The 23,056-nt window shown below is 62.2% G+C and carries 21 protein-coding genes; 10 read left to right on the forward strand and 11 right to left on the reverse strand.

What is annotated here, in order from left to right:
• Positions 1-49 precede the first annotated feature (49 nt).
• Positions 50-523 carry a DUF2938 domain-containing protein gene (locus ACODTZ_RS25465; protein ID WP_018901561.1) on the forward strand — a complete coding sequence of 158 codons (474 nt, stop codon included), beginning with the start codon at positions 50-52 and terminating at the stop codon, positions 521-523.
• A 58-nt stretch (positions 524-581) separates the two neighbouring features.
• Here ACODTZ_RS25465 and ACODTZ_RS25470 read toward each other — a convergent pair whose 3' ends face one another.
• On the reverse strand, positions 582-863 hold the full coding sequence (locus ACODTZ_RS25470) for a BolA family protein (RefSeq protein WP_047508549.1): 282 nt from the start codon (positions 861-863) through the stop codon (positions 582-584).
• Between the two features lie 105 nt (positions 864-968).
• On the opposite strand from ACODTZ_RS25470, the gene ACODTZ_RS25475 reads away from it, so the two are divergent.
• The 4 genes from ACODTZ_RS25475 to ACODTZ_RS25490 all read left to right on the forward strand — a co-directional run bounded on the left by ACODTZ_RS25475 (position 969) and on the right by ACODTZ_RS25490 (position 5,860).
• Positions 969-1,583, forward strand: coding sequence for a J domain-containing protein (locus ACODTZ_RS25475; protein ID WP_489029097.1), 615 nt, complete (start codon positions 969-971; stop codon positions 1,581-1,583).
• A 308-nt stretch (positions 1,584-1,891) separates the two neighbouring features.
• A complete protein-coding gene (cobS, locus tag ACODTZ_RS25480; RefSeq protein WP_018901558.1) occupies positions 1,892-2,884 on the forward strand; it encodes a cobaltochelatase subunit CobS in 993 nt (330 codons plus the stop codon).
• Between the two features lie 12 nt (positions 2,885-2,896).
• On the forward strand, positions 2,897-4,798 hold the full coding sequence (gene cobT, locus ACODTZ_RS25485) for a cobaltochelatase subunit CobT (RefSeq protein ID WP_112982377.1): 1,902 nt from the start codon (positions 2,897-2,899) through the stop codon (positions 4,796-4,798).
• 6 nt (positions 4,799-4,804) lie between these two features.
• Entirely contained in the window at positions 4,805-5,860 is a 1,056-nt protein-coding gene (locus ACODTZ_RS25490) for an esterase-like activity of phytase family protein (RefSeq protein ID WP_489029099.1), read from the forward strand.
• Positions 5,861-5,869: 9 nt separating this feature from the next.
• On the opposite strand, the gene ACODTZ_RS25495 is transcribed toward ACODTZ_RS25490, so the two are convergent.
• Positions 5,870-6,760 (reverse strand): SDR family oxidoreductase, encoded by an 891-nt coding sequence (locus tag ACODTZ_RS25495; protein ID WP_489029101.1) that lies wholly within the window; start codon positions 6,758-6,760, stop codon positions 5,870-5,872.
• A gap of 126 nt (positions 6,761-6,886) precedes the next feature.
• On the opposite strand from ACODTZ_RS25495, the gene ACODTZ_RS25500 reads away from it, so the two are divergent.
• Positions 6,887-7,819 (forward strand): AraC family transcriptional regulator, encoded by a 933-nt coding sequence (locus ACODTZ_RS25500; RefSeq protein WP_489029103.1) that lies wholly within the window; start codon positions 6,887-6,889, stop codon positions 7,817-7,819.
• A 30-nt stretch (positions 7,820-7,849) separates the two neighbouring features.
• On the opposite strand, the gene ACODTZ_RS25505 is transcribed toward ACODTZ_RS25500, so the two are convergent.
• Positions 7,850-8,488, reverse strand: coding sequence for a VUT family protein (locus tag ACODTZ_RS25505; protein ID WP_489029105.1), 639 nt, complete (start codon positions 8,486-8,488; stop codon positions 7,850-7,852).
• A 114-nt stretch (positions 8,489-8,602) separates the two neighbouring features.
• The gene (gene rpmB, locus ACODTZ_RS25510) at positions 8,603-8,902 is read right to left on the reverse strand and encodes a 50S ribosomal protein L28 (protein WP_026283561.1); all 300 of its coding nucleotides are present in this window, start codon (positions 8,900-8,902) and stop codon (positions 8,603-8,605) included.
• Between the two features lie 259 nt (positions 8,903-9,161).
• Here rpmB and ACODTZ_RS25515 point away from each other — a divergent pair, with 259 nt between their 5' ends.
• Positions 9,162-9,938 carry a DUF3108 domain-containing protein gene (locus tag ACODTZ_RS25515; RefSeq protein ID WP_489029107.1) on the forward strand — a complete coding sequence of 259 codons (777 nt, stop codon included), beginning with the start codon at positions 9,162-9,164 and terminating at the stop codon, positions 9,936-9,938.
• Between the two features lie 207 nt (positions 9,939-10,145).
• On the opposite strand, the gene ACODTZ_RS25520 is transcribed toward ACODTZ_RS25515, so the two are convergent.
• From ACODTZ_RS25520 to ACODTZ_RS25550, 7 genes are all read right to left on the reverse strand, one after another.
• Positions 10,146-10,868 carry a hypothetical protein gene (locus tag ACODTZ_RS25520; protein WP_111564849.1) on the reverse strand — a complete coding sequence of 241 codons (723 nt, stop codon included), beginning with the start codon at positions 10,866-10,868 and terminating at the stop codon, positions 10,146-10,148.
• A gap of 727 nt (positions 10,869-11,595) precedes the next feature.
• Complete coding sequence (locus tag ACODTZ_RS25525; protein ID WP_489029109.1) at positions 11,596-13,353, reverse strand: methyl-accepting chemotaxis protein; 1,758 nt, start codon at positions 13,351-13,353, stop codon at positions 11,596-11,598.
• 325 nt (positions 13,354-13,678) lie between these two features.
• A complete protein-coding gene (locus tag ACODTZ_RS25530; protein WP_489029111.1) occupies positions 13,679-14,602 on the reverse strand; it encodes a DUF4167 domain-containing protein in 924 nt (307 codons plus the stop codon).
• Positions 14,603-14,945: 343 nt separating this feature from the next.
• Positions 14,946-15,827, reverse strand: a complete 882-nt coding sequence (gene prmC, locus ACODTZ_RS25535) for a peptide chain release factor N(5)-glutamine methyltransferase (protein WP_489029113.1) — start codon at positions 15,825-15,827, stop codon at positions 14,946-14,948.
• Complete coding sequence (gene prfA / locus ACODTZ_RS25540) at positions 15,824-16,906, reverse strand: peptide chain release factor 1 (protein ID WP_047508567.1); 1,083 nt, start codon at positions 16,904-16,906, stop codon at positions 15,824-15,826. The genes prmC and prfA overlap by 4 nt, the downstream gene beginning before the upstream one ends.
• Before the next feature lie 27 nt (positions 16,907-16,933).
• Entirely contained in the window at positions 16,934-19,201 is a 2,268-nt protein-coding gene (gene ptsP, locus ACODTZ_RS25545; protein ID WP_489029115.1) for a phosphoenolpyruvate--protein phosphotransferase, read from the reverse strand.
• A 91-nt stretch (positions 19,202-19,292) separates the two neighbouring features.
• A complete protein-coding gene (locus tag ACODTZ_RS25550; protein WP_026283559.1) occupies positions 19,293-20,567 on the reverse strand; it encodes an aspartate kinase in 1,275 nt (424 codons plus the stop codon).
• A gap of 433 nt (positions 20,568-21,000) precedes the next feature.
• On the opposite strand from ACODTZ_RS25550, the gene ACODTZ_RS25555 reads away from it, so the two are divergent.
• The 3 genes from ACODTZ_RS25555 (at position 21,001) to ACODTZ_RS25565 (ending at position 23,055) form a co-directional block, all read left to right on the forward strand.
• Positions 21,001-22,143 (forward strand): glycoside hydrolase family 25 protein, encoded by a 1,143-nt coding sequence (locus ACODTZ_RS25555; protein ID WP_489029117.1) that lies wholly within the window; start codon positions 21,001-21,003, stop codon positions 22,141-22,143.
• A 224-nt stretch (positions 22,144-22,367) separates the two neighbouring features.
• Complete coding sequence (locus ACODTZ_RS25560) at positions 22,368-22,574, forward strand: hypothetical protein (protein WP_018901542.1); 207 nt, start codon at positions 22,368-22,370, stop codon at positions 22,572-22,574.
• A 109-nt stretch (positions 22,575-22,683) separates the two neighbouring features.
• Positions 22,684-23,055: a hypothetical protein gene (locus ACODTZ_RS25565; protein WP_489029119.1), complete on the forward strand. Its 372-nt coding sequence runs from the start codon at positions 22,684-22,686 to the stop codon at positions 23,053-23,055.
• Position 23,056: the final 1 nt, after the last annotated feature.

Below are 23,056 nucleotides of genomic sequence, written 5' to 3' on the forward strand. Positions count from 1 at the left end.
TTGCGCGTTGCGGGAGGAGCCCGGCGAGCAGCATCATTATGGATTTGATATGTTTGATCTTCTCTGGCGCTCGATCGCCATCGGCATTGGCGCCACCATCCTCATGGACATCTGGTCGATCGCGCTTGCCAAGGGCGCGATACCGAATTGGGGACCGCCCGGCCGCTGGCTCTGGCATCTCTTCGCCAAGGGCACCGTCTTTCACGACGATATCGGCAAGGCCGAACCCTATAAGCATGAAGTCGCGCTCGGCTGGGTCTTCCACTACGCCGTCGGCATCATCTACGGCATCATGCTGGTGATCCTGACCGGCCCTTACTGGCTGATCGCGCCGACCTTCCTGCCCGCCTGGATCTGGGGCATCGTCACCATCGCCGGCGGCTGGTTCCTGTTGCAGCCGGGCCTCGGCATCGGCTGGGCGGCATCGAAGACGCCGAACCCCAACAAGGTCCGCTTCCTCGGCCTCGTCGCCCACACCGTTTTCGGCTTCGGCCTCTACGCGACGGCACTTCTGATTCGTTAGAGGCGACCCGCCATCCTTGCGAAACCGCCGCACCGCGCCCATATGACGCGGTGTCGGCTTACCAGCGCACCGGCTCTCCGGGCGCCGCCGGCTCCACTGCCAGCGCATGCAACCCCGCATCCAGTTCAGGTTTCAGAAGCTCCGTGATCGCCCGGTGACGCGCCAGCCGTGTCATGCCGGCAAACGATGCGGAGACGATCCTGACCCGCATATGGGTCTCGCCTTCCCCTGTAACGTCAGGGTGATGGCCGGCATGCAGATGGCTTTCGTTGATGACATCAAGCCGCTCCGGCGCGAATGCCGCGGTGAGCTTTTCTTCGATGGAGGATTGAACTGTCATGAGCCGATCTTGCTGCCTTGAGAAAAAGGTTCCCACCAAGCCAGCAACATTCCCGTTTGTCAATTCTTGTCCTCACCCATTCTGAGCCCCATAATTAGCGCCGTCATGAGACTTGATTCCAAATATTTCGATCGCATCCGCACCCGCCGCAAACGCGAGCAGGAACCCGAACAGGCTCCCCCGTCCTGTCAGTGGGACGGCTGCGACAAGAAAGGCGTGCATCGCGCTCCCGTCGGACGCAATGCCGAGGGGCAGTTCTTTCTCTTCTGCTTCGAGCACGTCAAAGAGTACAACAAGGGCTACAACTATTTCTCCGGCCTCTCGGACGGCGAGATCGCGCGTTACCAGAAGGAAGCGATCACCGGCCATCGTCCGACCTGGACCGTCGGCGTCAACAAATCGGCCAAGGATAGCCCGATCCAGTCGGACATCCGCTCCGGCGCCTATACGCGGGTTCGCGATCCCTTCGGCTTCGTCAAGGAAAACAAGAGCAGCGGCCCGCGCTTTCCCGAGCAGCGCAAGCTGAAGAGCCTGGAAGCCAAGGCCTTCGACACCTTGAACCTTGCGGCCAACGCCACATCGTCCGAGATCAAGAGCCGCTACAAGGAACTGGTGAAGAAACACCATCCCGACGCAAACGGCGGCGACCGTGGTTCCGAAGAGCGCTTCCGCGCCGTGATCCAGGCCTATCAATTATTGAAGCAGAACGGTTTTTGTTAATTCCCGTCCTTGCTCTTGGTCTTCAATCGGGTATGGTCCAAATCGGCTGAGGCCGCAGGCAACCGCGGCACCTTTTTCCGCGTTTGTCTCACAGGCGCCTCGGCCACTTCCGGACGCGGCGTTTCTTGTCCGGGACTATCGTCAAGAATGCTCGCAGGCGGTGATTTGATCGTCCCCGAGGTTTCGTTTCAGTCCCGGAGAAGCATCGCCGACGTTCAGACATGAGCGCGTGGGATACCACAACGCCATGATCGCGAAACGAGCTGAGACAGTATGGCAGGGTGTCGGCCACCCGCCTTGGAGACATGATGAGCAAGATTGACCTTGATATCTCGGAACTTCCGGACACCACCGTTTCGGTCAGGGAGGTCTTCGGCATCGATTCCGACATCCGCGTTCCGGCCTACAGCCAGGGCAGCGCCTATGTTCCGGATCTCGATCCCGACTATCTCTTCGATCGTGAAACCACGCTCGCCATCATTGCCGGCTTCGCTCATAACCGACGCGTGATGATCTCCGGCTACCACGGCACCGGCAAGTCCTCTCATATCGAGCAGGTCGCCGCCCGCCTCAACTGGCCTTGCGTGCGTATCAACCTCGACAGCCACGTCAGCCGTATCGATCTCGTCGGCAAGGACGCCATCGTCGTCAAGGACGGCCTGCAGGTCACCGAATTCAAGGACGGCATCCTGCCTTGGGCCTACCAGCACAACGTCGCGCTGGTCTTCGACGAATACGACGCCGGCCGCCCTGACGTCATGTTCGTCATCCAGCGCGTTCTGGAATCCTCTGGCCGCCTGACGCTGCTCGACCAGAGCCGCGTCATCCGCCCGCACCCGGCCTTCCGCCTGTTCGCGACCGCCAACACGATCGGCCTCGGCGACACGACCGGCCTCTATCACGGCACGCAGCAGATCAACCAGGCGCAGATGGACCGCTGGTCGATCATCTCGACGCTGAACTACCTGCCGCACGAGCACGAAGTGAACATCGTCGCCGCCAAGGTGAAGAGCTTCGGCAAGGACAAGAATGGCCGCGATACCGTCTCCAAGATGGTCCGCGTCGCCGATCTCACCCGCGCCTCCTTCATGAACGGCGATCTCTCGACCGTCATGAGCCCGCGTACCGTCATCACCTGGGCAGAGAATGCCGAGATCTTCGGTGACCTCGCCTTCGCCTTCCGCGTCACCTTCCTCAACAAGTGCGACGAACTGGAGCGTCCGCTGGTTGCCGAGCACTATCAGCGCGCCTTCGGCGTCGAGCTGAAGGAAAGCGCCGCCAACATCGTCCTGGAGGCCTGAGGCTAACGGATCATGGCAGCGCGTGGTGACAATTCGAAAGCAAAGCCCGGAGCACCCGTCGACGTGGAGCCGCTGCGCCGGGCGATAACCGGCAGCGTGCGCGCGATCGCCGGCGACGGCGAGGTCGAGGTGACCTTCGCCAACGAGCGGCCGGGCATGACCGCCGAGCGCATCCGCCTGCCGGAACTGTCCAAGCGCCCGACGATGCACGAGCTTGCGGTGACCCGCGGGCTCGGCGATTCGATGGCGCTGCGTCTCGCCTGCCATGACGAGAAGGTGCACGCGACGATGGCGCCGCAGGGCTCCGACGCCCGCGCCATCTTCGACGCCGTCGAGCAGGCGCGCGTGGAATCGATCGGCGCGCTGCGCATGGAAGGCGTCGCCAGCAATCTGCGCTCGATGACGACGGAAAAATACGCCAAGGCGAACTTCTCCGGCATCGAACGCCAGGAAGACGCGCCCGTCGGCGAAGCCGTCGCCATGATGGTGCGCGAAAAGCTGACAGGCGAAAAGCCGCCGGAATCGGCCGGCAAGGTGCTCGATCTCTGGCGCTCCTTCATCGAGGACAAGGCCGGCAAGGATCTCGAGAACCTGACCGGCGTCATCAACGACCAGCAGGCCTTCTCCAAGGTCATCCGCAACATGCTCACGGCAATGGAAATGGCCGAGGAGTATGGCGACGACGACAGCGATCCTGACTCTGACGACCAGCAGGACGAGGAAGACAAGCCGAGCGGCGAAGACCAGAACGACGACGATGTCGAGGACGATGCCGGTTCGGATGCCGCCCCCGTCGAGGACAGCGAAGTCGCCGACGAGCAGATGGAGGACGGCGAGACCGAAGGCGCCGAGATCTCCGACGACGACATGCAGGAAGAGGGCGAGGACGACAGCGAGACGCCGGGCGAAACCCGCCGTCCGAACACGCCCTTCGACGATTTCAACGAGAAGGTCGACTACCACGTCTTCACCGAGGAGTTCGACGAGACGATCACCGCCGAGGAACTGTGCGACGCCGCCGAGCTGGAGCGCCTGCGCGCCTTCCTCGACAAGCAGCTCGCCCATCTCCAGGGCGCCGTCGGCCGTCTTGCCAACCGCCTGCAGCGCCGCCTGATGGCGCAGCAGAACCGCTCCTGGGACTTCGACCTGGAAGAGGGCTATCTCGATCCGGCCCGCCTGACGCGCCTGATCATCGACCCCACCCAGGCGCTCTCCTTCAAGAAGGAGCGCGACACGCAGTTCCGCGATACGGTCGTGACGCTGCTGATCGACAATTCCGGCTCCATGCGCGGCCGCCCGATCACCGTTGCCGCCACCTGCGCCGACATTCTGGCCCGCACGCTGGAGCGCTGCGGCGTCAAGGTCGAAATCCTGGGCTTCACCACCAAGGCCTGGAAGGGCGGACAGGCGCGTGAACAGTGGCTGGCAAACGGCAAGCCACAGACGCCGGGCCGCCTGAACGACCTGCGCCACATCATCTACAAGTCCGCCGACGCCCCGTGGCGCCGCTCGCGCACCAATCTCGGCCTGATGATGCGCGAAGGCCTGCTCAAGGAAAACATCGACGGCGAAGCGCTGATGTGGGCGCACAACCGCCTGATCGCGCGGCGCGAGCAGCGCAAGATCCTGATGATGATCTCCGACGGCGCGCCGGTCGACGATTCGACGCTCTCGGTCAATCCGGGCAACTATCTGGAGCGCCACCTGCGCGCGGTCATCGAGCGTATCGAGACCCGCTCTCCGGTGGAGCTCCTCGCCATCGGTATCGGCCACGACGTCACGCGCTATTATCGCCGCGCCGTCACCATCGTCGATGCCGATGAACTCGCAGGCGCGATGACCGAGCAGCTGGCCTCGCTCTTCGAGGATCAGGCTTCCCAGCCGCGAGGCGGACGCACCCGCCGTGCAGGCTGATCGCCCATGAAGCAACTGGCTCCGGCGTTCCGACCTTGTTTCGCTGGAGCCCTCTTGCTGGCCGCCTCACTTGCGGCCGGCACATCCGCCTTGGCCGAAACGCCGGCGGCGGAAGTGAGAAGCAGCATCATCTCGAACTTCAAGATCGGCTCCGACGAGAAGCGCTTCGGGCCCTTCGAATTCATCGGCGGCCTGGAAATGGTCTCCCCGAACCGCCTCTTCGGCTCGCTGTCCTCCATCCGTTTCCGCGATGACCAGAAGCATTTCGTCGGCGTCCTCGATACGGGCCACTGGATGACCGGCCGCATCGAGCGCGGCGCGGACGGCAGCCTGAGCGGGCTTGCCGATGTCGAGATCACCCCAATGCGCGACCGCGTCGGCAAGATCCTCGAGGGCAAGGCGTTGATGGATGCGGAGGGCGTCGCGCTGAAGGACGGCAAGGTTCTGGTCTCATATGAGCAATTCCACCGCGTCGATCTCTATCCCGACCCCGGTTTCGAGACCTCGCGCGCGCTCGACACGCTTCCCATCCCCTTCGAAAAGAAGCAACTGCGCGCCAACCGCGGCTTCGAAACGATCGCCGTCTCGCCGCCATCGAGCCCGCTCAAAGGCGGCACGCTGATCGTCGCCGAGCGCAGCCTTGACGATGACGGCAACGCCTATGCCGCGATCCTGGACGGACCTCTGAAGGGTAAGCTGGCGCTTGCCCACTACGGCGATTTCGACGCCACCGACGGCGCCTTCCTGCCGAATGGCGATCTCCTGCTGCTGGAGCGCCGCTTCAACATGGCTGAGGGTATCGGCATGCGCATCCGCCGCATCAAGTCGGCCGATATCAAGCCCGGCAGCGTCATGGATGGCGAGATCCTCATCCAAGGCGATTTCGGCTACCAGATCGACAACATGGAAGGCCTCGACACCTTCACCGCCGCCGACGGCAGCACCCATGTCATCATCGTCTCCGACGACAACCACTCGATCCTCCAGCGCAATCTGATGCTGGAATTCAAGCTGGACGAGCGGCGGCCCGATCCCTCGACCGACACCGCCGCCTCTCATTAGCGGGGCGCGTCAGTCCCCGAAGTAGGCCGGCCGGTCGAGATCCGCGATCAGCCCCTGATGTGTCGGCTCCCAGCCGAGCGTCTCACGCGTCCAGGCACTGGACGCCCGGTTGTTGATCGACGCGAAATGCGTGAACCAGCCGAAATGCTCGGCCGCTTCTTCCGGCGACTTTGAGACGACAGGCAGGCCCAGCCGCTTGCCGATGACGGCGGCGATCTCGCGAAACGGTATCCCCTCCTCCGCCACGCCATGGTAACGCGCGCCCGCCTGCGCCTTCTCCAGCGCCAGCCGGTAGAGGCGGCCGGTATCGAGGCGATGCACCGCCGGCCAATGGTTCATGCCGTCGCCAATATAGGCCGAGCCGCCTTTCTCGCGCGCGAGGCCGATAACGATCGGCACGAAGCCATGGTCGCCATCGCCATGCACCGAGGGCGGAAGACGGACCACCGAGGCGCTGAGGCCATCCGGCACCATGGAGAGCGCCGCCTTCTCCGAGACGCGCGGAATGGCCGCCGACGAGGGTGCCGCCATCTCTTCCGTGGCGACCGCGCCCGGCGCCAGCAGACCCGTGCCCGATGTCACGACCATATGCCGCCCGGAGCCGGAGAGCACCTTGCCCATCGCCTCGATGGCGCGCCCGTCGATCTCGCAATTCTCCTTGAACTTGGAGAAGTCGTGGATGAAACCCGTATGGATCACGCCGTCGCAGGCATCAGCCCCCCGGCGCAGACTGTCGAGATCCTCAAGATGGCCGCGATGGACCTCAGCCCCCGTAGCCTCCAGCGACGCGGCCGAAGCATCCGAGCGGGCGAGACCGAGCACCTGATGGCCGGCCTGAATGAGATCCTGAACGACGGCCGAGCCGACAAAGCCGGTGGCACCGGTAACGAAAACGCGCATGGTCATCTCCTTGCTTGCTGCAACGCGCCCGCCGATGCGGACGTGTCAAAGAGAAGCTAGGGCCTTGAGGCGATACGGACCATGCTATATTGTCCGGAATATCTTCGTGATCGTCCGGAGTTTTCAATGGATCCTCTATCAAACGTGCTTTCGCTGCTGAAGCCACAAAACTACCTCTCCGCCGGCATGGAAGCAGGCGGCGATTGGGCGATCCAGTTTCCAGACCAGCAAGGCGGCATCAAGTGCGGCGCCATCGTGTCGGGCTCCTGCTGGCTCAGTGTCGAGGGTATTGAGGATCCAGTACATCTGCGCCCCGGCGACAGCTTTCTGCTCCCACGCGGCCGGCCGTTCAGGCTCGCCACCGATCTCGCGCTAGAGCCAATCCCCGCCGCCACGATCTTCCTCGGCCCACGCAAGGATGGCATTGTCTCGTTGAACGGCGGCCGAGACTTCTCGATCGTCAGCTGCCGCTTCGGCCTTGCCGGTAGTCACGCCGATATCCTGCTGAAAATGCTGCCGCCGATCGTGCTCCTGCGCGACGAGCAGAGCCAGGCGGCCTTGCGCTTTGCTGTGGAGCAGATGATGCAGGAACTGCGCGCACCGCAGCCGGGCGGCTTCCTGATCGTTGAGCACCTCGCCCACATGATCCTCGTGCAGGCCTTGCGGCTGCATCTGGCGGATCGCTCGAACACCGGCGTCGGCTGGCTCTTCGCGCTCGCCGACAGACAGATGAGTGCGGCGATATCGGCGATCCACGACAGCCCGGCCGAACGCTGGACGCTGCAGGCGCTTGCCTCGCGCGCCGGCATGTCGCGCTCCACATTCGCGCAGAAATTCAGGGAAACGGTCGGCACTTCGCCGATGGAGTATCTGGCGCAATGGCGCATGCTGCTGGCAGGCAACCGGCTGGAGAACTCCCGCGACCCGATCTCGGTCATCGCGCCATCGCTCGGATATGAGTCCGAGGCGGCCTTCAGCACGGCATTCAAGCGGATCATGGGCTGCTCGCCCCGGCAATATGTCCGCGACCGCCCGAAAATGGCGACGGCGCTTTCATGATGAAGCGCCGCCGTTAGACTTTATGAAGGATCAGCTGGCCGCGCGTGCGCCCTGCATCGGCCTGAGCACGCTCATCAGCGCGCCGTAGGGCAGAAGCATCACGAGACCGACCAGAAGCTTCACCCAGAAATCGCCGGTCGCCCAGGAAATCCAGCGCGGCGCCTCGGCGGCGAAAACGCCGAGCACAGGCGACGCCTCAAGCGCGAACGGCTCGTTCGGACCGAGGAAGACGAAGAAGGCCGCGAACGACAGCGAGAAGAAGATCGCCGTGTCGAGCATCGAGCCCAGCAGCGAGCCGACCAGCGGCGCGCGCCACCAGGCCTGCCGGCGCAGCCGGTTGAACAGCGCGATATCGAGCAGCTGGCCGGCGAGATACGCCGTACCGGACGCGATCGCGATGCGCGGCACCGAGGTGAAGAAGGAGAGCGCCACGCCAACGAGGAAGCCGGCAAACACCACCTTGCGCGCCGCCTGCGGCCCGAACTGACGGTTGGTGAGATCGGTGATCAGGAAGGCGACCGGATAGGTGAAGGCACCCCAGGTCAAGAGATCGGCGAGATTGACGCCTGCGAACGTGACGTTCAGCGGGAACTGCACGAGGAAGTTCGACGAGACGACGACAAGCGTCATCAGGGCGACGTAGATAAAGGTATAGCGCGTCTGAAGCATTTTTTTATCCTGGGGTATGCCACCAGTTGGAGGGATCTTCCGGCAAAGCAAAAGGCTTGAACGGGATTACCGTGCAAGCCTTTTGAAGCCGTATAGCTTGAAGTCGGTTATTGCTTAGGCAGCAACAGCCGTTTCAGCGGTCTTCTTGACGATCTGGCGGCGCAGCAGACGAGCGCGCATCGACAGTTCGTTTTCGCTTGCCTTGATCAGGAAAGCATCGAGACCACCGCGATGCTCGACGGTACGCAGAGCAGCAGCCGAAACGCGAAGACGGTAACGCTGGCCGAGCGCGTCGGAGATCAGCGTAACCTGGCACAGGTTCGGGAGGAACCGGCGCTTGGTCTTGTTGTTGGCATGGCTGACATTGTTGCCAACGAGGACTGCCTTGCCGGTCAATTCGCACATGCGGGACATGGGACACCTATTCTTGTTTTTCTCGGCCATCGATTGCCGACCCGCGCAAAGTCGAGCTTGCAATCCATCAGGCCATGATTGGAAAGTTGCGGTTCTATAATCAGACAGACCGTGCACGTCAAGCCAAACCTTGGTCTTTCCGGCGATTCAGTCCAAAAGCCTCGCAATTCCGTCAAAAAGCTTTTGTTCTCTAAAGGCCACGACAGGCGTATAGACCGTATCTCGCGACCTGACCAGCGCACCGAACAAGGTTCAATTCATGGCTCATTGGGGCAAACGCATTTTCATTTCCGCCTTGGCGGGCCTGATGGCCATTCCGGCAGGCGCCGCCGAAGTCGTGCATCACACCGAATACAAGGTCGCGCTCGGCATCATCACCATCGCCCGCGCCGCCTTCATGACGCGTATCGAGGACGACAAGACCTACCGCGTCTCCGGCGATATCAGCTCCGCCGGCCTCGCCGATCTCGTCACCACCATCTCGGCCAAGACAAGCGTCGACGGCCGGCTGCGCGGCAACCGCATGCAGGCAGACCATTATCTGCTCTATTACAAGAGCGGCAAGCGCGCCCGCACCTATGATGTCCGCTATTCCAACGGCAACATCACCTCGACAACAGTGAAGCCGCCACGCCAGCCGCCGAAGAACTGGGTCAACGTCCCCGCAAGCGACATGCGCGCCGTGCTCGATCCCATTTCCGGCCTGATCTTCCCCGCCGATACCAATGTCTGCGCGCAGAAACTGCCGATCTACGACGGCGAGATGCGCATGGACCTCGTGCTGTCGCCGAGCGGATCGAAAGATTTCTCCACGCAGGGCTTCAACGGCAAGGCCACTGTCTGCAACGTGCGCTTCGTGCCGCGCTCGGGCTACAAGAAGGGCCGCAGCGACATCGAGTATCTGAGCAAGAGCAGCCGCATGGAAATCTGGTTTGCCAAGGCCGATGCGGCCAACGTCATAGCGCCTGTCTTCGTTCGCATCCCGACCCAATACGGACCGGTGACCATCACGGCCGTGAAGTACAGCGCAAGCTGACCGCGCGGCTTGGACCGCATTAGCTGCGATCCACAAATGAAAAGTGCGGCAATGATGCCGCACCCATGTTTCTAGCGTCGATCCCGACGATCCCGAACTTGCGGAACCCAGCAGGCGTATCGCGCACGCCTGCCTGTTGGTGATTAGGCGGCGCGATACTCGCTGCTTGGGAGACATCTCGCAACCGGATCGCCGGGCGAGCGCCGCTTAGCGCATCGCGATGACCATCTTGCAGAGCTTGACGAGGCTGCCATCGAAGCCGCCACCGCCACCGGCCAGGATATCCTTGCAGCGAACCTTCATCTTCGCCCGGTCACCCGATGACATGTCGTTGAAGGCCTGGAGCTGCCGGCTATTCATGTTGTTGGTGCTGTTGCGCCCGTTGGTTCCGTTGGTGCCGTTGGTACCATTGGTCGGGTTGTTCGGGTTCTGCGGATCATCGGTACCCGGCAGACCGAGATTGAGGTTCAGCAGCGTGTTGGTGCCGAGAGCCACCTTGGCCTTCGCGCCCAGCAGGCTGGAGCCGCCGACATTGGCGTTGACACCCGTGTTGAGCCCGCGCGATCCGCCGACGCTCGCGGTATTGCTGACGCCGAGGCCGCCACCACTGCCACCACCTATAGAGGTGTTCGTGCCGACACCGCTGGAGCCGCCGACCGACGCCGAGACGCCGAGGCCACCACTGGAGTTGCTACCGACGTTTGCATTGACGCCACTGGCGCCGCCGACCGATGCGGTTGCAACATTGCCGTTTCCGCCGACATTCGCATTGACGCCATTGGCGCCGCCGAGCGATACGCTCAGCCCATTGCTGGTCCCGATGCTGAGACCATTGCTGCCGCCGACGTCAAAGGCGCTCGCGGGCAGCGGAGCCAGCAAAGCGGCGCAACTTACTGCCAGGACAGCATATTTCGATGCACTATAGTTCATTCCAACCTCCACGAGATGCTGCCGGACCCAATGCCCAGGCAGTCGAAACCAATGAAGGGAAGCGCGCATTCCCGAAGCGGCGGTCTGTAACCGAGAGTGGAAGCCAGCCCGCCTCTACATGAAAACAAGAATATGCGTAAATTCTAACATTTCAATGTGTTTCGCGTATAGGTTTTGTAAGCCTCGCAAGACGGATAACATATTATGAATAGCTAATGCAAAATACATACACAACCGGAGACATATGCCTCCTTAAATGGGACGGATTGCAGCAGGATGAGACGGCCAGGTGGAATGAGGCGAAACAGGGGCGTGCGATGTGTACCCGTTCTGGAATATAAGCGTCGATTTATGCAATCAATGATATGCATTCCATCGTTTACCTCGCGCGCCAAAATGAAACGGCCGGCACCGCGTTTAGAGCCTTTCCTGGTTAGATTGAAGCATTCTGCCGGAGCAGGTTTTCGTCAGGGCAAAGGCGATTGGCGAAGGGCATACCCCAGGTACGGTCGAGCCGATCGCCTTTGATCCTGGCGGAAAGATGCCCGGCCCTGCGGGTTGGCTGAAACGGGCCGCCTGATCGTTCGGCCGGCTTGGCCGTATGCGTTGGCTACGACGCGCGCCGGCCGAACGACCATTCGACTCCGTTTGAGGCAACAGAATGCTTCAATCTAACCAGGAAAGGCTCTGAGCGATGCCGGCCGTCTCGATCATTCTGATATGACGATCAGAATTCTTCCCAGCTGTCCGCTACTGGCGCCGCCATGCCGTGGGCTCTCGCCACGCGCGACACCAGATGCAGGGCCGGCGAGCTCTGCGCTGCCCTGGATGGCGGCCTGATGGCATAGGCCTCGCTTAGCTTGAACTGCGCGATCAGCCCGCGCAGCGTCTCGGCCTCCGCCGCCAGCTTGTGGCTTGCAGCGGTGCTCTCCTCGACCATCGCCGCATTCTGCTGCGTCGATTGGTCGAGCTGGTTGACCGCCTGATTGATCTCCTTCAGCCCCGTCGCTTGCTCCTTCGAGCCCTCGACGATCGCCACGACATTGACATTGATGTCGTTGACCTGGCTGACGATGGTCTCCAGCGCCTTGCCAGTCTGCCCGACCAGATCGACCCCGTTGCGCACCAGCTCGCTGGATTTGGTGATCAGAGACTTGATCTCCTTGGCCGCACTGGCGGAGCGCTGCGCCAGTTCGCGCACCTCCTGCGCCACGACCGCGAAGCCCTTGCCCGCCTCGCCCGCCCGCGCCGCCTCGACACCGGCGTTCAGCGCGAGAAGATTGGTCTGGAACGCGATGTCGTCGATCACGCCGATGATATTGGTGATCTCGCGCGACGACTGTTCGATCTGGTCCATCGCCGCCACGGCGCTGCGAACGACCTGGCCGGATTGCTCGGCCCCCTTCTTGGTCTGGGAAACCAGCTTGCCGGCCTCGTCGGCGCGGTGGCTGGAATCGTTGACCGTCGTGGTGATCTCCTCCAGCGCCGCCGCCGTCTCCTCGACGGAGGCCGCCTGCTGCTCCGTGCGCTTGGAGAAGGAATCGGCCGTCGAGCCGATCTCGCGGGAGCCGGCGGCGATCGCATGCGCGTTCTCGCCGACGGTCTTCATCGTCTCCGAGAGCCGGGCGATCGTCGCGTTGAAGTCATGCCGCAGCTGCTCCATCGAGGGCACGAAGGCGGTCTCCACCGTCTTCGTCAGATCGCCCTCGGAAAGCCCGCGCAGCGCCTGCCCAAGCAGGCTGATGGCGCTCATGCGTTGCGTCACGTCGGTGGCGAACTTCACCACCTTGTAGACCCGGCCATTGGCATCCGTGATCGGGTTATAGGCCGCCTGGATCCAGATCTCCTTGCCGCCCTTGCCATAGCGAACGAACTCGTTGGCGATAAACTCGCCAGCCGCCAGCCGGCGCCAGAAGTTGGCGTATTCCTCGGTGCGCGCATAAGAGGGCTCGCAGAACATGCTGTGATGCTTCCCGACGATCTCATTCAGCGAATAGCCGAGGCCGTTGCAGAAGTTTTCGTTGGCCGTGATGATCTCGCCTGTCGGCTTGAATTCGATGACCGCCTGCGAACGCGAGATCGCGTCCAGCTTGCCGGCATCCTCGACCGCCTTGTTCTTGGCATCCGTGATGTCGGACGCGAGCTTCACCACCTTGAACGGCTTGCCGTGCTTGAAAACAGGGTTGTAGGAGGCCTGGATCCAGATCTCACGGCCACCCTTCGCCAGCCGTTTGTAGGCGCCGGCATCATATTCGCCGCGGCCAAGCCGGGCCCAGAAGTCGCGATACTCCTGCGATGCCGCCAGCGCCGGCTCGCAGAACATGGCGTGGTGCTTGCCGACAATGTCGGAAAGGCTATAGCCGAGAGCATTGCAGAAATTCTCGTTCGCCTTCAGCACATTGCCTTTCAGATCGAACTCGATGATTGCTTGCGATTTTGCAATCGCACCGAGGATATATCCCGCATCAGATGCCAGACCGAACATTCCCATCCCCTTGCCTGCGACGCCAGCCATTGGCGTTGCGCGTTGTTAGGAGAGGCATCGGGAACGCGTTCCTTCGAATATCTATGGGGCAAATCCTGACAGCAAATAACAACTATCTCAGATCGCATCCACCGAAGCCCTCACAACCGATGATCATACCGCGAGAGTTAACGCCGGGTATACAACCAATATCTAATTTAAGGTCGGAACCCTACGAAAACTCATAGTGGATTTCTTATATTTCATGGACCTCGAGACCGCCCAATTAAAAAGGGCGCCCCGAGGGACGCCCTTTTGAACATGTCTTCTTTCAAGCCGTAACGGCTTATTCCGAAGCCGCATCAGCCATGGCAGGCGCTTCGCCGGCGCCAGCATCGCCTTCAGCTGCCGCTTCGCCTTCAGCGCGACGCGGACGACGCGGACGCGGGGTGGCGGCGCGACGGCGCGGCTGGCGGGTCGTTGCGGCACCGCTTTCCTCGTCCATCGATACCTCGGCCGGAATGCCTTCGATCTCCGGCTGCGGGCCGGTACCGTCGATCACTTCAGGCTGGGGCTGAGCTGCTGCTGCAACCGGTGCCGGACGCTCTTCACGACGGCGCGGCTGGCGAGCCGGGCGCTCTTCGCGAGGCTGCTCCTCGGCGCGCGGCTGCGGCTGGGGCTGCTCTTCGCTGCGCGGCTGCTCGTCGTTCTGACGGCGCGGCTGCTCTTCGTCGCGGCGCTGGCGCTGCTCGTTGTTGAAGCGGCGCTCGTCCGAACGGCGGCCCTGCTGCTCGTCATTCTGACGGCGCGGCTGCTCATCGTTGTTGCGGCGCTGCTGGTGCTCCTGCTGCTGGCGCGGAGGCTGAACGACCACGACGTCGTCATTGTCGCCGCCATCCATCTCGTCGCCATCGCGCTCACTGCCGTCGCGGTCGAATTCGCCGCGGTCGTCGCGCTGGAAGCGTTCCTGCATCTGCGCCTGTGCGGCGGCAATGATGCGGTAGTAGTGTTCGGCGTGCTGCAGGTAGTTTTCAGCCATGACACGGTCGCCGGAGCTCTGCGCGTCGCGACCGAGCTGCGAGTACTTTTCAGCGATGTGCTGCGCGGTGCCGCGGATCTTCACGTCTGGGCCGGAGCTGTCGTAGGTCCGCGTCAGCGGATTGCCGCCCTTGCGGTTGAAATTGTTGTTATTGTTGTTGTTATTTCCGCCGCCGCCGCCGTTATTGTTGGTACGCCCGCGACCGCGTTTGTTCTGCTGTCCTGGCCTCATCGATCGTTCACCTGAATTCTCTGTTTGTGTGGAGTGATGGCACCGTCAACCGTGGTCGTTCGTCCGACTCAGGGTATTCGTGCCGCAAGCATAATGCGCCTTTGCGCCAACCTGCCGCTTGTTCTCAAGTCAGTTTGACTGATTCACGCATTGGGTCGTCTTCAACCTTTGAAACTCTCGTTTAAGAGAGTGGACCCCCGAGGCCGAGCTAGCTTCGAACGAACAATCGTTCTGACCTATCTCTCCAATACGTGGGGGCAACCTATATTGCTTCCCGTTTAAATCCAAGCCTTTTCTTCGCAATGACACCAATGGACTAGTCTATTCAGCCGCTTGTTGCCGATCAGCTACGCGCGAATATGAGCACACGGTCGTTGTGGCCGTAATCCTTCACCGATTCCAAGCATTTGAAGCCTTCAGCCTCAAAAACTTCGGTCACTTCCGTTCGCTGATCGTAGCCTATCTCGAGCCCTATAACACCGTCTGGATGCATGAACCTTGCGGCATCCTTGGCAATGGAACGGTAGGCGTCAAGCCCATCCATGCCGCCATCCAGTGCGGCGGCCGGATCAAATTTTGTCACTTCGGGAGCAAGAGTGTCAACGACACTGGACGCTATATAGGGCGGATTTGAGACAATAGCGTGAAACTTCCCGTCTATGGCCTGAAACCAGCTGGATCGCACCGCCTTGAAGCGCTGCTGCAGCCCGTTTCTTTCCGCGTTGGATTGCGCCGTCTTCAGCGCGTCAACGGAGATGTCGCTGCCGATGCCCGATGCCTCGGGACATTCCTTGAGCAGCGCGAGGCATATCGCCCCGGTTCCCGTTCCCATATCCAGTATATGGAGATCGCCATGCTCGCCCGCAAGGTCTCTCATATAAGGAAGCATGGTATCGACGAGGATTTCCGTATCCGGCCTCGGCTCCAGCGTCTCCGCCGAAAGCGACAAAGGCAGGCCGTAGAACTCGCGCTCGCCCAGAATGCGATGCACTGGCTCATGCGCCAGCCTGCGGGTGATCGCGTCCTCGATACGCACGACGGCCGCATCCTCGACGACGTCGCCACCCCGTGTCAGCATCTCGGTCGTCGTCAGCTTGAGCAGCCCCGAGATCAGCACCCGCGCGTCGGCGGCCGGATCGGCCACGCCGGCCTCGGTGAAGCGTCGCCGCGCCTCGGCCAGAAGCTGGGAAACCGTCGCGCCGACCTGTTTCCCTTGATCGCTCATGGTTGCTGCTCGCCGAGCTGCGACAGCTGGCTCGCCTGGTAGTCGGCCATCAGCGCATCGACGATCTCGTCGATTTCGCCGACCATCATACGGTCGAGCTTGTAGAGCGTCAGGTTGATGCGGTGGTCGGTCACGCGGCCCTGCGGGAAATTATAGGTGCGGATACGCTCGGAGCGGTCGCCGGAGCCGACCTGGCTCTTGCGATCGGCGGAACGCTCGCTGTCGGCGCGCTGGCGTTCGGCGTCGTAGAGACGCGACCGCAGGACCTGCATCGCCTTGGCGCGGTTCTGGTGCTGCGATTTCTCGGAACTGGTGACGACGATGCCCGTCGGCAAGTGGGTGATACGAACAGCCGAGTCGGTCGTGTTGACGTGCTGGCCGCCGGCGCCCGACGAGCGCATCGTGTCGATGCGGATGTCTTCGGCGCGGATCTCGATATCGATCTCCTCCGCCTCGGGCAGCACGGCAACCGTCGCCGCCGACGTATGGATACGCCCGCCCGCTTCCGTCTCCGGCACGCGCTGAACGCGGTGGACGCCGGATTCGAACTTCAGCTTGGCGAACACGCCCTTGCCGGTGATCGTCGCGATGATTTCCTTGAAGCCGCCGGCCTCACCCTCGCTGGACGAGAGAACCTCGACCTTCCAGCCGTGCGCCGCCGCATAGCGCTCGTACATGCGAAACAGGTCGCCCGCGAACAGCGCAGCCTCCGAGCCGCCGGTACCGGCGCGGATTTCGAGGATGGCGCTCTTCTCGTCGGCCGCGTCCTTGGGCAGCAGCAGGATCTGGATTTCCTGCTCCAGCGCCTCGATCCGCTCCTTGACCTCGGGAAGCTCCATCTCGGCCATGTCCCGCATCTCGCGGTCAACGGACTTGTCGTCGAGCAGCGTCTCGAGATCGGCAAGCTCAGACAGCGCTTTTTCATAGGCGCGGATCTTGGTCACGACGGGCTGCAGCTCGGCATATTCGGAGGCAAGCTTGACGTAGACGTCGGCCGAAGGGCCGGCCGACATGCGCGCTTCGATCTCGCCGAAGCGGCGTTCCAGCTCGCGCATCTTTTCAACGGGAAGCTTCGCCACCCTCACTCCAATTCTGTTTGTCTCTGGCTACAGAGGGATGTTGTGTGTTTCGGCGAAATGGGCAAGCATTTCGCGCATCGATGTCGGCGTCGTCGTATCGTCGAGCGCCTCGTGCATCGCCTTGGACAGTGCGCCTACGTCGAGGCCGAGCAGCATCGCCTTGACCGGACCGATCGAGGCCGGCGACATCGACACCGAGCGGAAGCCGATGCCTAAGAGCGCCATGGCCGAAATCGGCTTGCCCGCCAGTTCGCCGCAGAGCGTCACCGGCGTGTTGTTGCGCTCGCCCGCGCGCACGATATCGCGCAGGATACGCAGGAAGGGCTTGTCCAGCGTGTCGAAACGATCGGAGACCCGGGCATTGCCACGGTCGACGGCCATCGAGAACTGGAACAGATCGTTGGAACCGACCGACACGAAATCGACCGCCGCCATCAGCTCGTCCAGCTGCCACAGCAGCGCCGGCACTTCCAGCATGGCGCCGAATTGCAGCTTGCGCGGCAGCCCGTGGCCGAAGCGCGACAGGCGCTGCACTTCCTTCTGCAACAATTCGCGCACCGCGGTGATTTCCGAGACCTCGGTTACCATCGGCACCATCAGCTTCAGTTCCATACCGGCGGCTGCCTTCAGCATGGCGCGCAGCTGCGTGCGCAGAAGACCAGGGCGGTCGAGCGACAGGCGGATCGCCCGCCAGCCAAGCGCCGGGTTCTCTTCCTCGTGGCCGCGGAAATAGGGCACGACCTTGTCGCCGCCGATATCGAGCGTGCGGAAGGTCACGGACCGGCCGGCGGCCTGCTTCAAGACGTTGCGGTAAAACTGCTCCTGCTCTTCCGCCTTCGGAAGCGTGGAGGCGATCATGAACTGCAGCTCGGTGCGGAACAGCCCGATGCCCTCGGCGCCCGATTCCGACAGTTGCGGCAGGTCGACCAGCAGGCCGGCATTCATCTGCAGCGACACGCGCTGCCCGTCCTTGGAGAGCGGCTCGACCGCGCGCAAGGCGCGGAACTGCTCCTGACGGCGCGCGCGGAAGCGCACCTTCTCCTCGTAGGAGCGCTGATGCTCCGGCAGCGGCCGCAGATGCACATGGCCGCCATCGCTGTCGATGATGACGGCGTCGCCATTATCGGCCAGCGCCACGATCCCGGCCGCCTGGCCGATGACAGGAATGCCCATGGCGCGCGCCACGATGACGACATGGCTGGTCACGGCGCCCTCTTCGAGCACCAGGCCGCGCACATTGGCGCGCGGATAGTCGAGCAGTTCGGCGGCACCCATGGCGCGCGCCAGAATGATCGCGTCTGCAGGGAAGCCATCGCCCGAGGTGCGGCCGGTATAGCCCGTCAGCTGGCGCAGCAGGCGGTTCGCCAGATCCTCGAAATCATGCATCCGCTCGCGCAGGTAAGGGTCCGTCAGGCGCATCATCCGCGCCTTGGTGTCGCTCTGCACCTTCTCGACCGCGGCTTCCGCCGTCAGACCGTTGCGGATCGCCTCCTCGAGCTTGCGCACCCATCCCTGGTCGTGCGCGAACATGCGATAGGTCTCCAGCACCTCGCGGTGCTCGCCCTCCATCGAGACGTCGCGCTGCGACAAGAGGTCGTCGATCGAGATGCGCAGCGAACCCAGCGCTTCGGCAAGCCGGCGAATTTCCTTGTCGGCATCGTCGTTGAGCAGGTTGGTGACGACGATGCGCGGCTCGTGCAGCACGACATAGCCGAGGCCGATGCCTTCATTATAGGTGTCGCCATCGATGGTGACAGAGCGGGTGAGATCGAGCTCGAGCCCTGGCTTGGTGAGCTTCTTCAGCTCGCCGGTAGCGATCATCTCGGCCAGCACCATCGCCGTCGTTTCGAGCGCTTCCAGCTCTTCGTCGCGATAGTTGCGGCTGGCCTTGTTCTGCACGACGAGAACGCCGAGCGAGCGGCCGGCGCGCAGGATCGGCACACCGAGGAAGGAGTGATAGATCTCTTCGCCCGTCTCCGGCAGGTAGCGGAAGGCCGGGTGCGATTGCGCGTCGGAGAGATTGAGAGGGGCGGCGGATGCGGCGATCGTGCCGACGAGGCCCTGCCCCATTTTCAGCTGCGCCAGGTGGACAGCTTCGCGGTTCAGACCTTCGGTTGCATAGAGTTCGAGCACGCCGTCGGAACGCAGCACGTAGACGGAGCAAACCTCCGCCACCATGTTGCTGGCGATCTGGCGAACGATCCGGTCAAGACGCTCTTGTGGCTCCAGCGGCTCCGCCATCAACTCGCGCAGCCGCTTGAGCAGCACGCGCGGACCGCCGGAAAGGTCTCTCATTGCGTCTCAAGCTCCAAAAACAGAAGGCAAAGTGGCCCGGCAGATCGCCGCGCCACTAATCAACTTGTACGCGCGGCGGCCCTGCTGGGAATCAATTCTTATCCAGACCGTAGCAGGAATGCAAAGTCCTGACAGCGAGTTCCGCATAAGGACCATCAATCAGGATGGAAATCTTGATTTCCGAGGTGGTGATCGCCTTGATGTTGATGCCTTTATCGGCAAGTGCCTTGAAAGCGGTCGCCGCGACGCCGGCGTGGCTGCGCATGCCGATGCCGATGACCGACACCTTCACCAGGCCCGATTCGTTCTGCACGACGTCGTAACCGATCGTGTCCTTGTGCTCGCCGAGCACCTTGATGGCCTTGTCCACGTCGCCCGACGGCACGGTGAAGGTCATGTCGGTCTTCGAGCCATCTTCCGAGATGTTCTGGACGATCATGTCGACATTGATGTGGTTCTCGGCCAGCGGTCCGAAGATCGCGGCGGAGACGCCCGGACGGTCGGCGAGACGGCGAAGCGAGATCTGCGCTTCATCCTTGGCATAGGCGATGCCGGTGACTACTTCCTGTTCCACGATTTCTTCCTCGTCACAAATCAGCGTTCCGGGCGGATTCAAGAAATCACCCATGCCCGGAGCATCGGGATCTTCAAAAGACGAACGCACGAAGGTGCGCACCTTGTGCACCATGGCAAGCTCGACGGAGCGAACCTGCAGAACCTTGGCGCCGAGCGATGCCATTTCGAGCATTTCCTCGAAGGCGATCTTCTTCAGGCGGCGCGCCTGCGGCACGATGCGCGGATCGGTCGTGTAGACGCCGTCGACGTCGGTATAGATGTCGCAACGGTCAGCCTTGACCGCAGCGGCGATTGCGACCGCCGACGTATCCGAGCCGCCACGGCCGAGCGTCGCGATGCGGTTGTCGGGGCCGAGACCCTGGAAGCCGGCGACGACGGCCACCTGGCCCTCGCCCATGCGCTTGATCATTTCCGAGCCGTCGATCTCGAGGATACGGGCGGCGCCATGCGCGTTGTCGGTGCGGATCGGGATCTGCCAGCCCTGCCAGGAGCGGGCGTTGACGTCCATGGCCTGCAGCGCGATCGCCAGAAGACCGGATGTGACCTGCTCGCCGGAGGCGACGATGGCGTCATATTCGCGGGCATCATAGAAAGGCGAGCTTGCGCCGACGACCTTCGGCGTGTTCTGCACCCAGCCGACCAGTTCGTTTGTCTTGCCCGACATGGCGGAAACGACGACGGCCACTTCATGACCGGCATCGACCTCGCGTTTGACGTGGCGGGCAACGTTCTTGATACGGTCCAGATCAGCGACGGATGTTCCGCCGAACTTCATTACGATGCGTGCCATAAGCCTCTACCACAGCAAACCGCCGGGAGAGACGAACGCCAGACCCGGCACGACGAAGCCTTGGAAGCCACGGGCCGAAGAGCCGGAATTGGGAGGTTCTGGAACCCTTCTAAAGCCCTGCGCCCAAGGGCCCAAGTTGCGGCGTCTCTTAACGAGTTTGTGAGGGGGTGGCAAGGTGGAGAAAGGAGAATGACGGCCTCAATTGCGCGTGTAATTTGCAGGCCGCGCGAGGCAGCGCCGAACCACATGTGACATGACTATGACAATCCCGCGAGGCGCTGGGCCACCAAAGCGCGCTGCCCCGTCCCCGCACATTTTTCGGCGTAAAGATTAGATTCAGCTTTTTTTGGTAATTTCCCGTTAGCAATACCCTTTGATGTTCCTGGCGCCACCTGAGTTCGGCGTCCGGCCTGTAATGAGTAACGGGTTCCCAATGCGTTTTTCGGCTGTGCCAGCAATCTTCCTTGCCTGTCTGACCCTTGCGGGTTGCACGTCGACGTCCGGCCCCGACGTCTTAGCATCAGCCGCTCCCTCACGCGAAACGACAAGCTCGGTGGCACCGCCCGCCGCCGTTCCATCAGCACCCGTTCCCTCGGCCGATATCGCCGCCGGCCAGCAGGCCGCTCCGCATCAGGAAGTGCTGGCATGGGCCGGCCCGATCCCGGAATCGAAGGCTTTCGAGTCCGCCGACCGCGCCGTCGGCGCACCGCTTCCCGCCGAGCGCCCGATGGCAGCTACGGAGGTCGCGATGATGACGCCGCCGGCCCGCCCGCCCGTTGTCACGCCGGTTGTCGCCCCGATCATGGAGCGCCCCGATCTTCCCGATATGGAAGAGACGGCGCAGCCGCGCACGCGCAGCAAACTCTACAGCCGCCAGTTCCGCGACGCCAAGCCGATCAACTTCGGCCGCTCATCGCCGCACAAGCTCGCCGTTCACGGCGTCGACGTCTCACGCTGGCAGGGCGATATCGACTGGCCGCGACTGCGCACCCAGGGCGCCAACTTCGCCTACATCAAGGCGACAGACGGCGGCGACCACCTCGACCCGATGTTCCGCACCAACTGGCGCAAGGCCAAGGAAGCCGGCCTGAAGCGCGGCGCCTATCACTTCTTCTACTGGTGCCGCACCGCCGGCGAACAGGCCGACTGGTTCATCCGCAACGTGCCGCGCGATCCCGATGCGCTCCCGCCTGTCATCGACGTTGAATGGAACGGCGAATCCGCCTGCAAGCGTCGCCCCTCGACCGAAAACGTGCTCGAGAAAATGCAGGTCTTCATGGACAAGCTCGAGCGCTATTACGGCAAGCGTCCGGTGATCTACACGGCGCCAGACTTCTATGCCGACAACCTGCAGGGCGCCTTCCAGAACTATCCCTTCTGGCTGCGCTCCGTCGCCGCCCATCCGTCCAAGCGCTATCCCGGTCGCAAGTGGCTCTTCTGGCAGTATTCCGGCTCGGGCCTGTCACATGGCGTAGAAGGCAGGATCGACCTCAACGTCTTCAACGGCAGCCCCGATCAATGGATGCGCTGGTCCTCGGGACGCCCCAGCAACCGGATGATGGCCGCCAACGACTGACGATCCGACAGCGATCAACCTGCACTGATATCGATCGGGCATAGGCACAACCGTGGCGCGGCACACCCGCTGCCACGGCGCAACAATTTTGTCACACCACTAAAATTCGGGTGTCGCGTATATTTCCAAGCATAGGTAACTGTGATTCTTCTTCAATCGTAAGTATGCGGCGTAGATTGATTCGCGAATGTCTTTGATGCTGAATGATTTGGCGGAGATTCCGAATGGGAAATCTTGATATCGAAACCTGGGCACTGGCCCGCGCCCATCACATTGTGTTGAACGAGGGACTTAACCTTGCGAAGGCGGCGCAGGACCTGGATCGCAAGCGCTCCAGATCGCTGGTCTACGAACTGCGCAAGGTGATCGCGGCGGCAATACTCGAAGCACATGCTGCCTCAAGCAAGAACGACGCGATGCCGCAGGGCTGAGTGTCGCGTAATGATGGCGAGTTGAATGCCGTCACAATTATTTGTTGCAACACTGTAAAATGCAACTAATCTTCCCGCTTGCGGCTGCGCATCGTGGGGAGATGTCATCATGCCATTCACAATAACGAAATCCATACCGGCCAGAGAACGCTGGACACGCGTCTGCGCCATCAGGCAAGGCGCGACCTACGCCTTCACGGCGTCGGGCCGATGGCAGGATTGGAAGATCGATGAGGACGCGAACGGCTATGACCGGGCTTGGCTGAGACCGTTTGCAGGATTGAGAGTCATGCCCAAAGCGCAGTGGTTCGCCCTGATCGGGTCAATCGATCAGGACACGGATACGGCGTTTCTGATCGGCGTGTCCCATCCGTCGTGGACAGCGCCGAAAAACGGCGTCCTCTACTGCTGCGCCAATGACATTCCATGGATGTACTGGAACAACTCCGGCGCGGTCGAACTGACATGCACTGAACTCTAGC

It is taken from the genome of Rhizobium sp. FG113 (genome assembly GCF_057809895.1).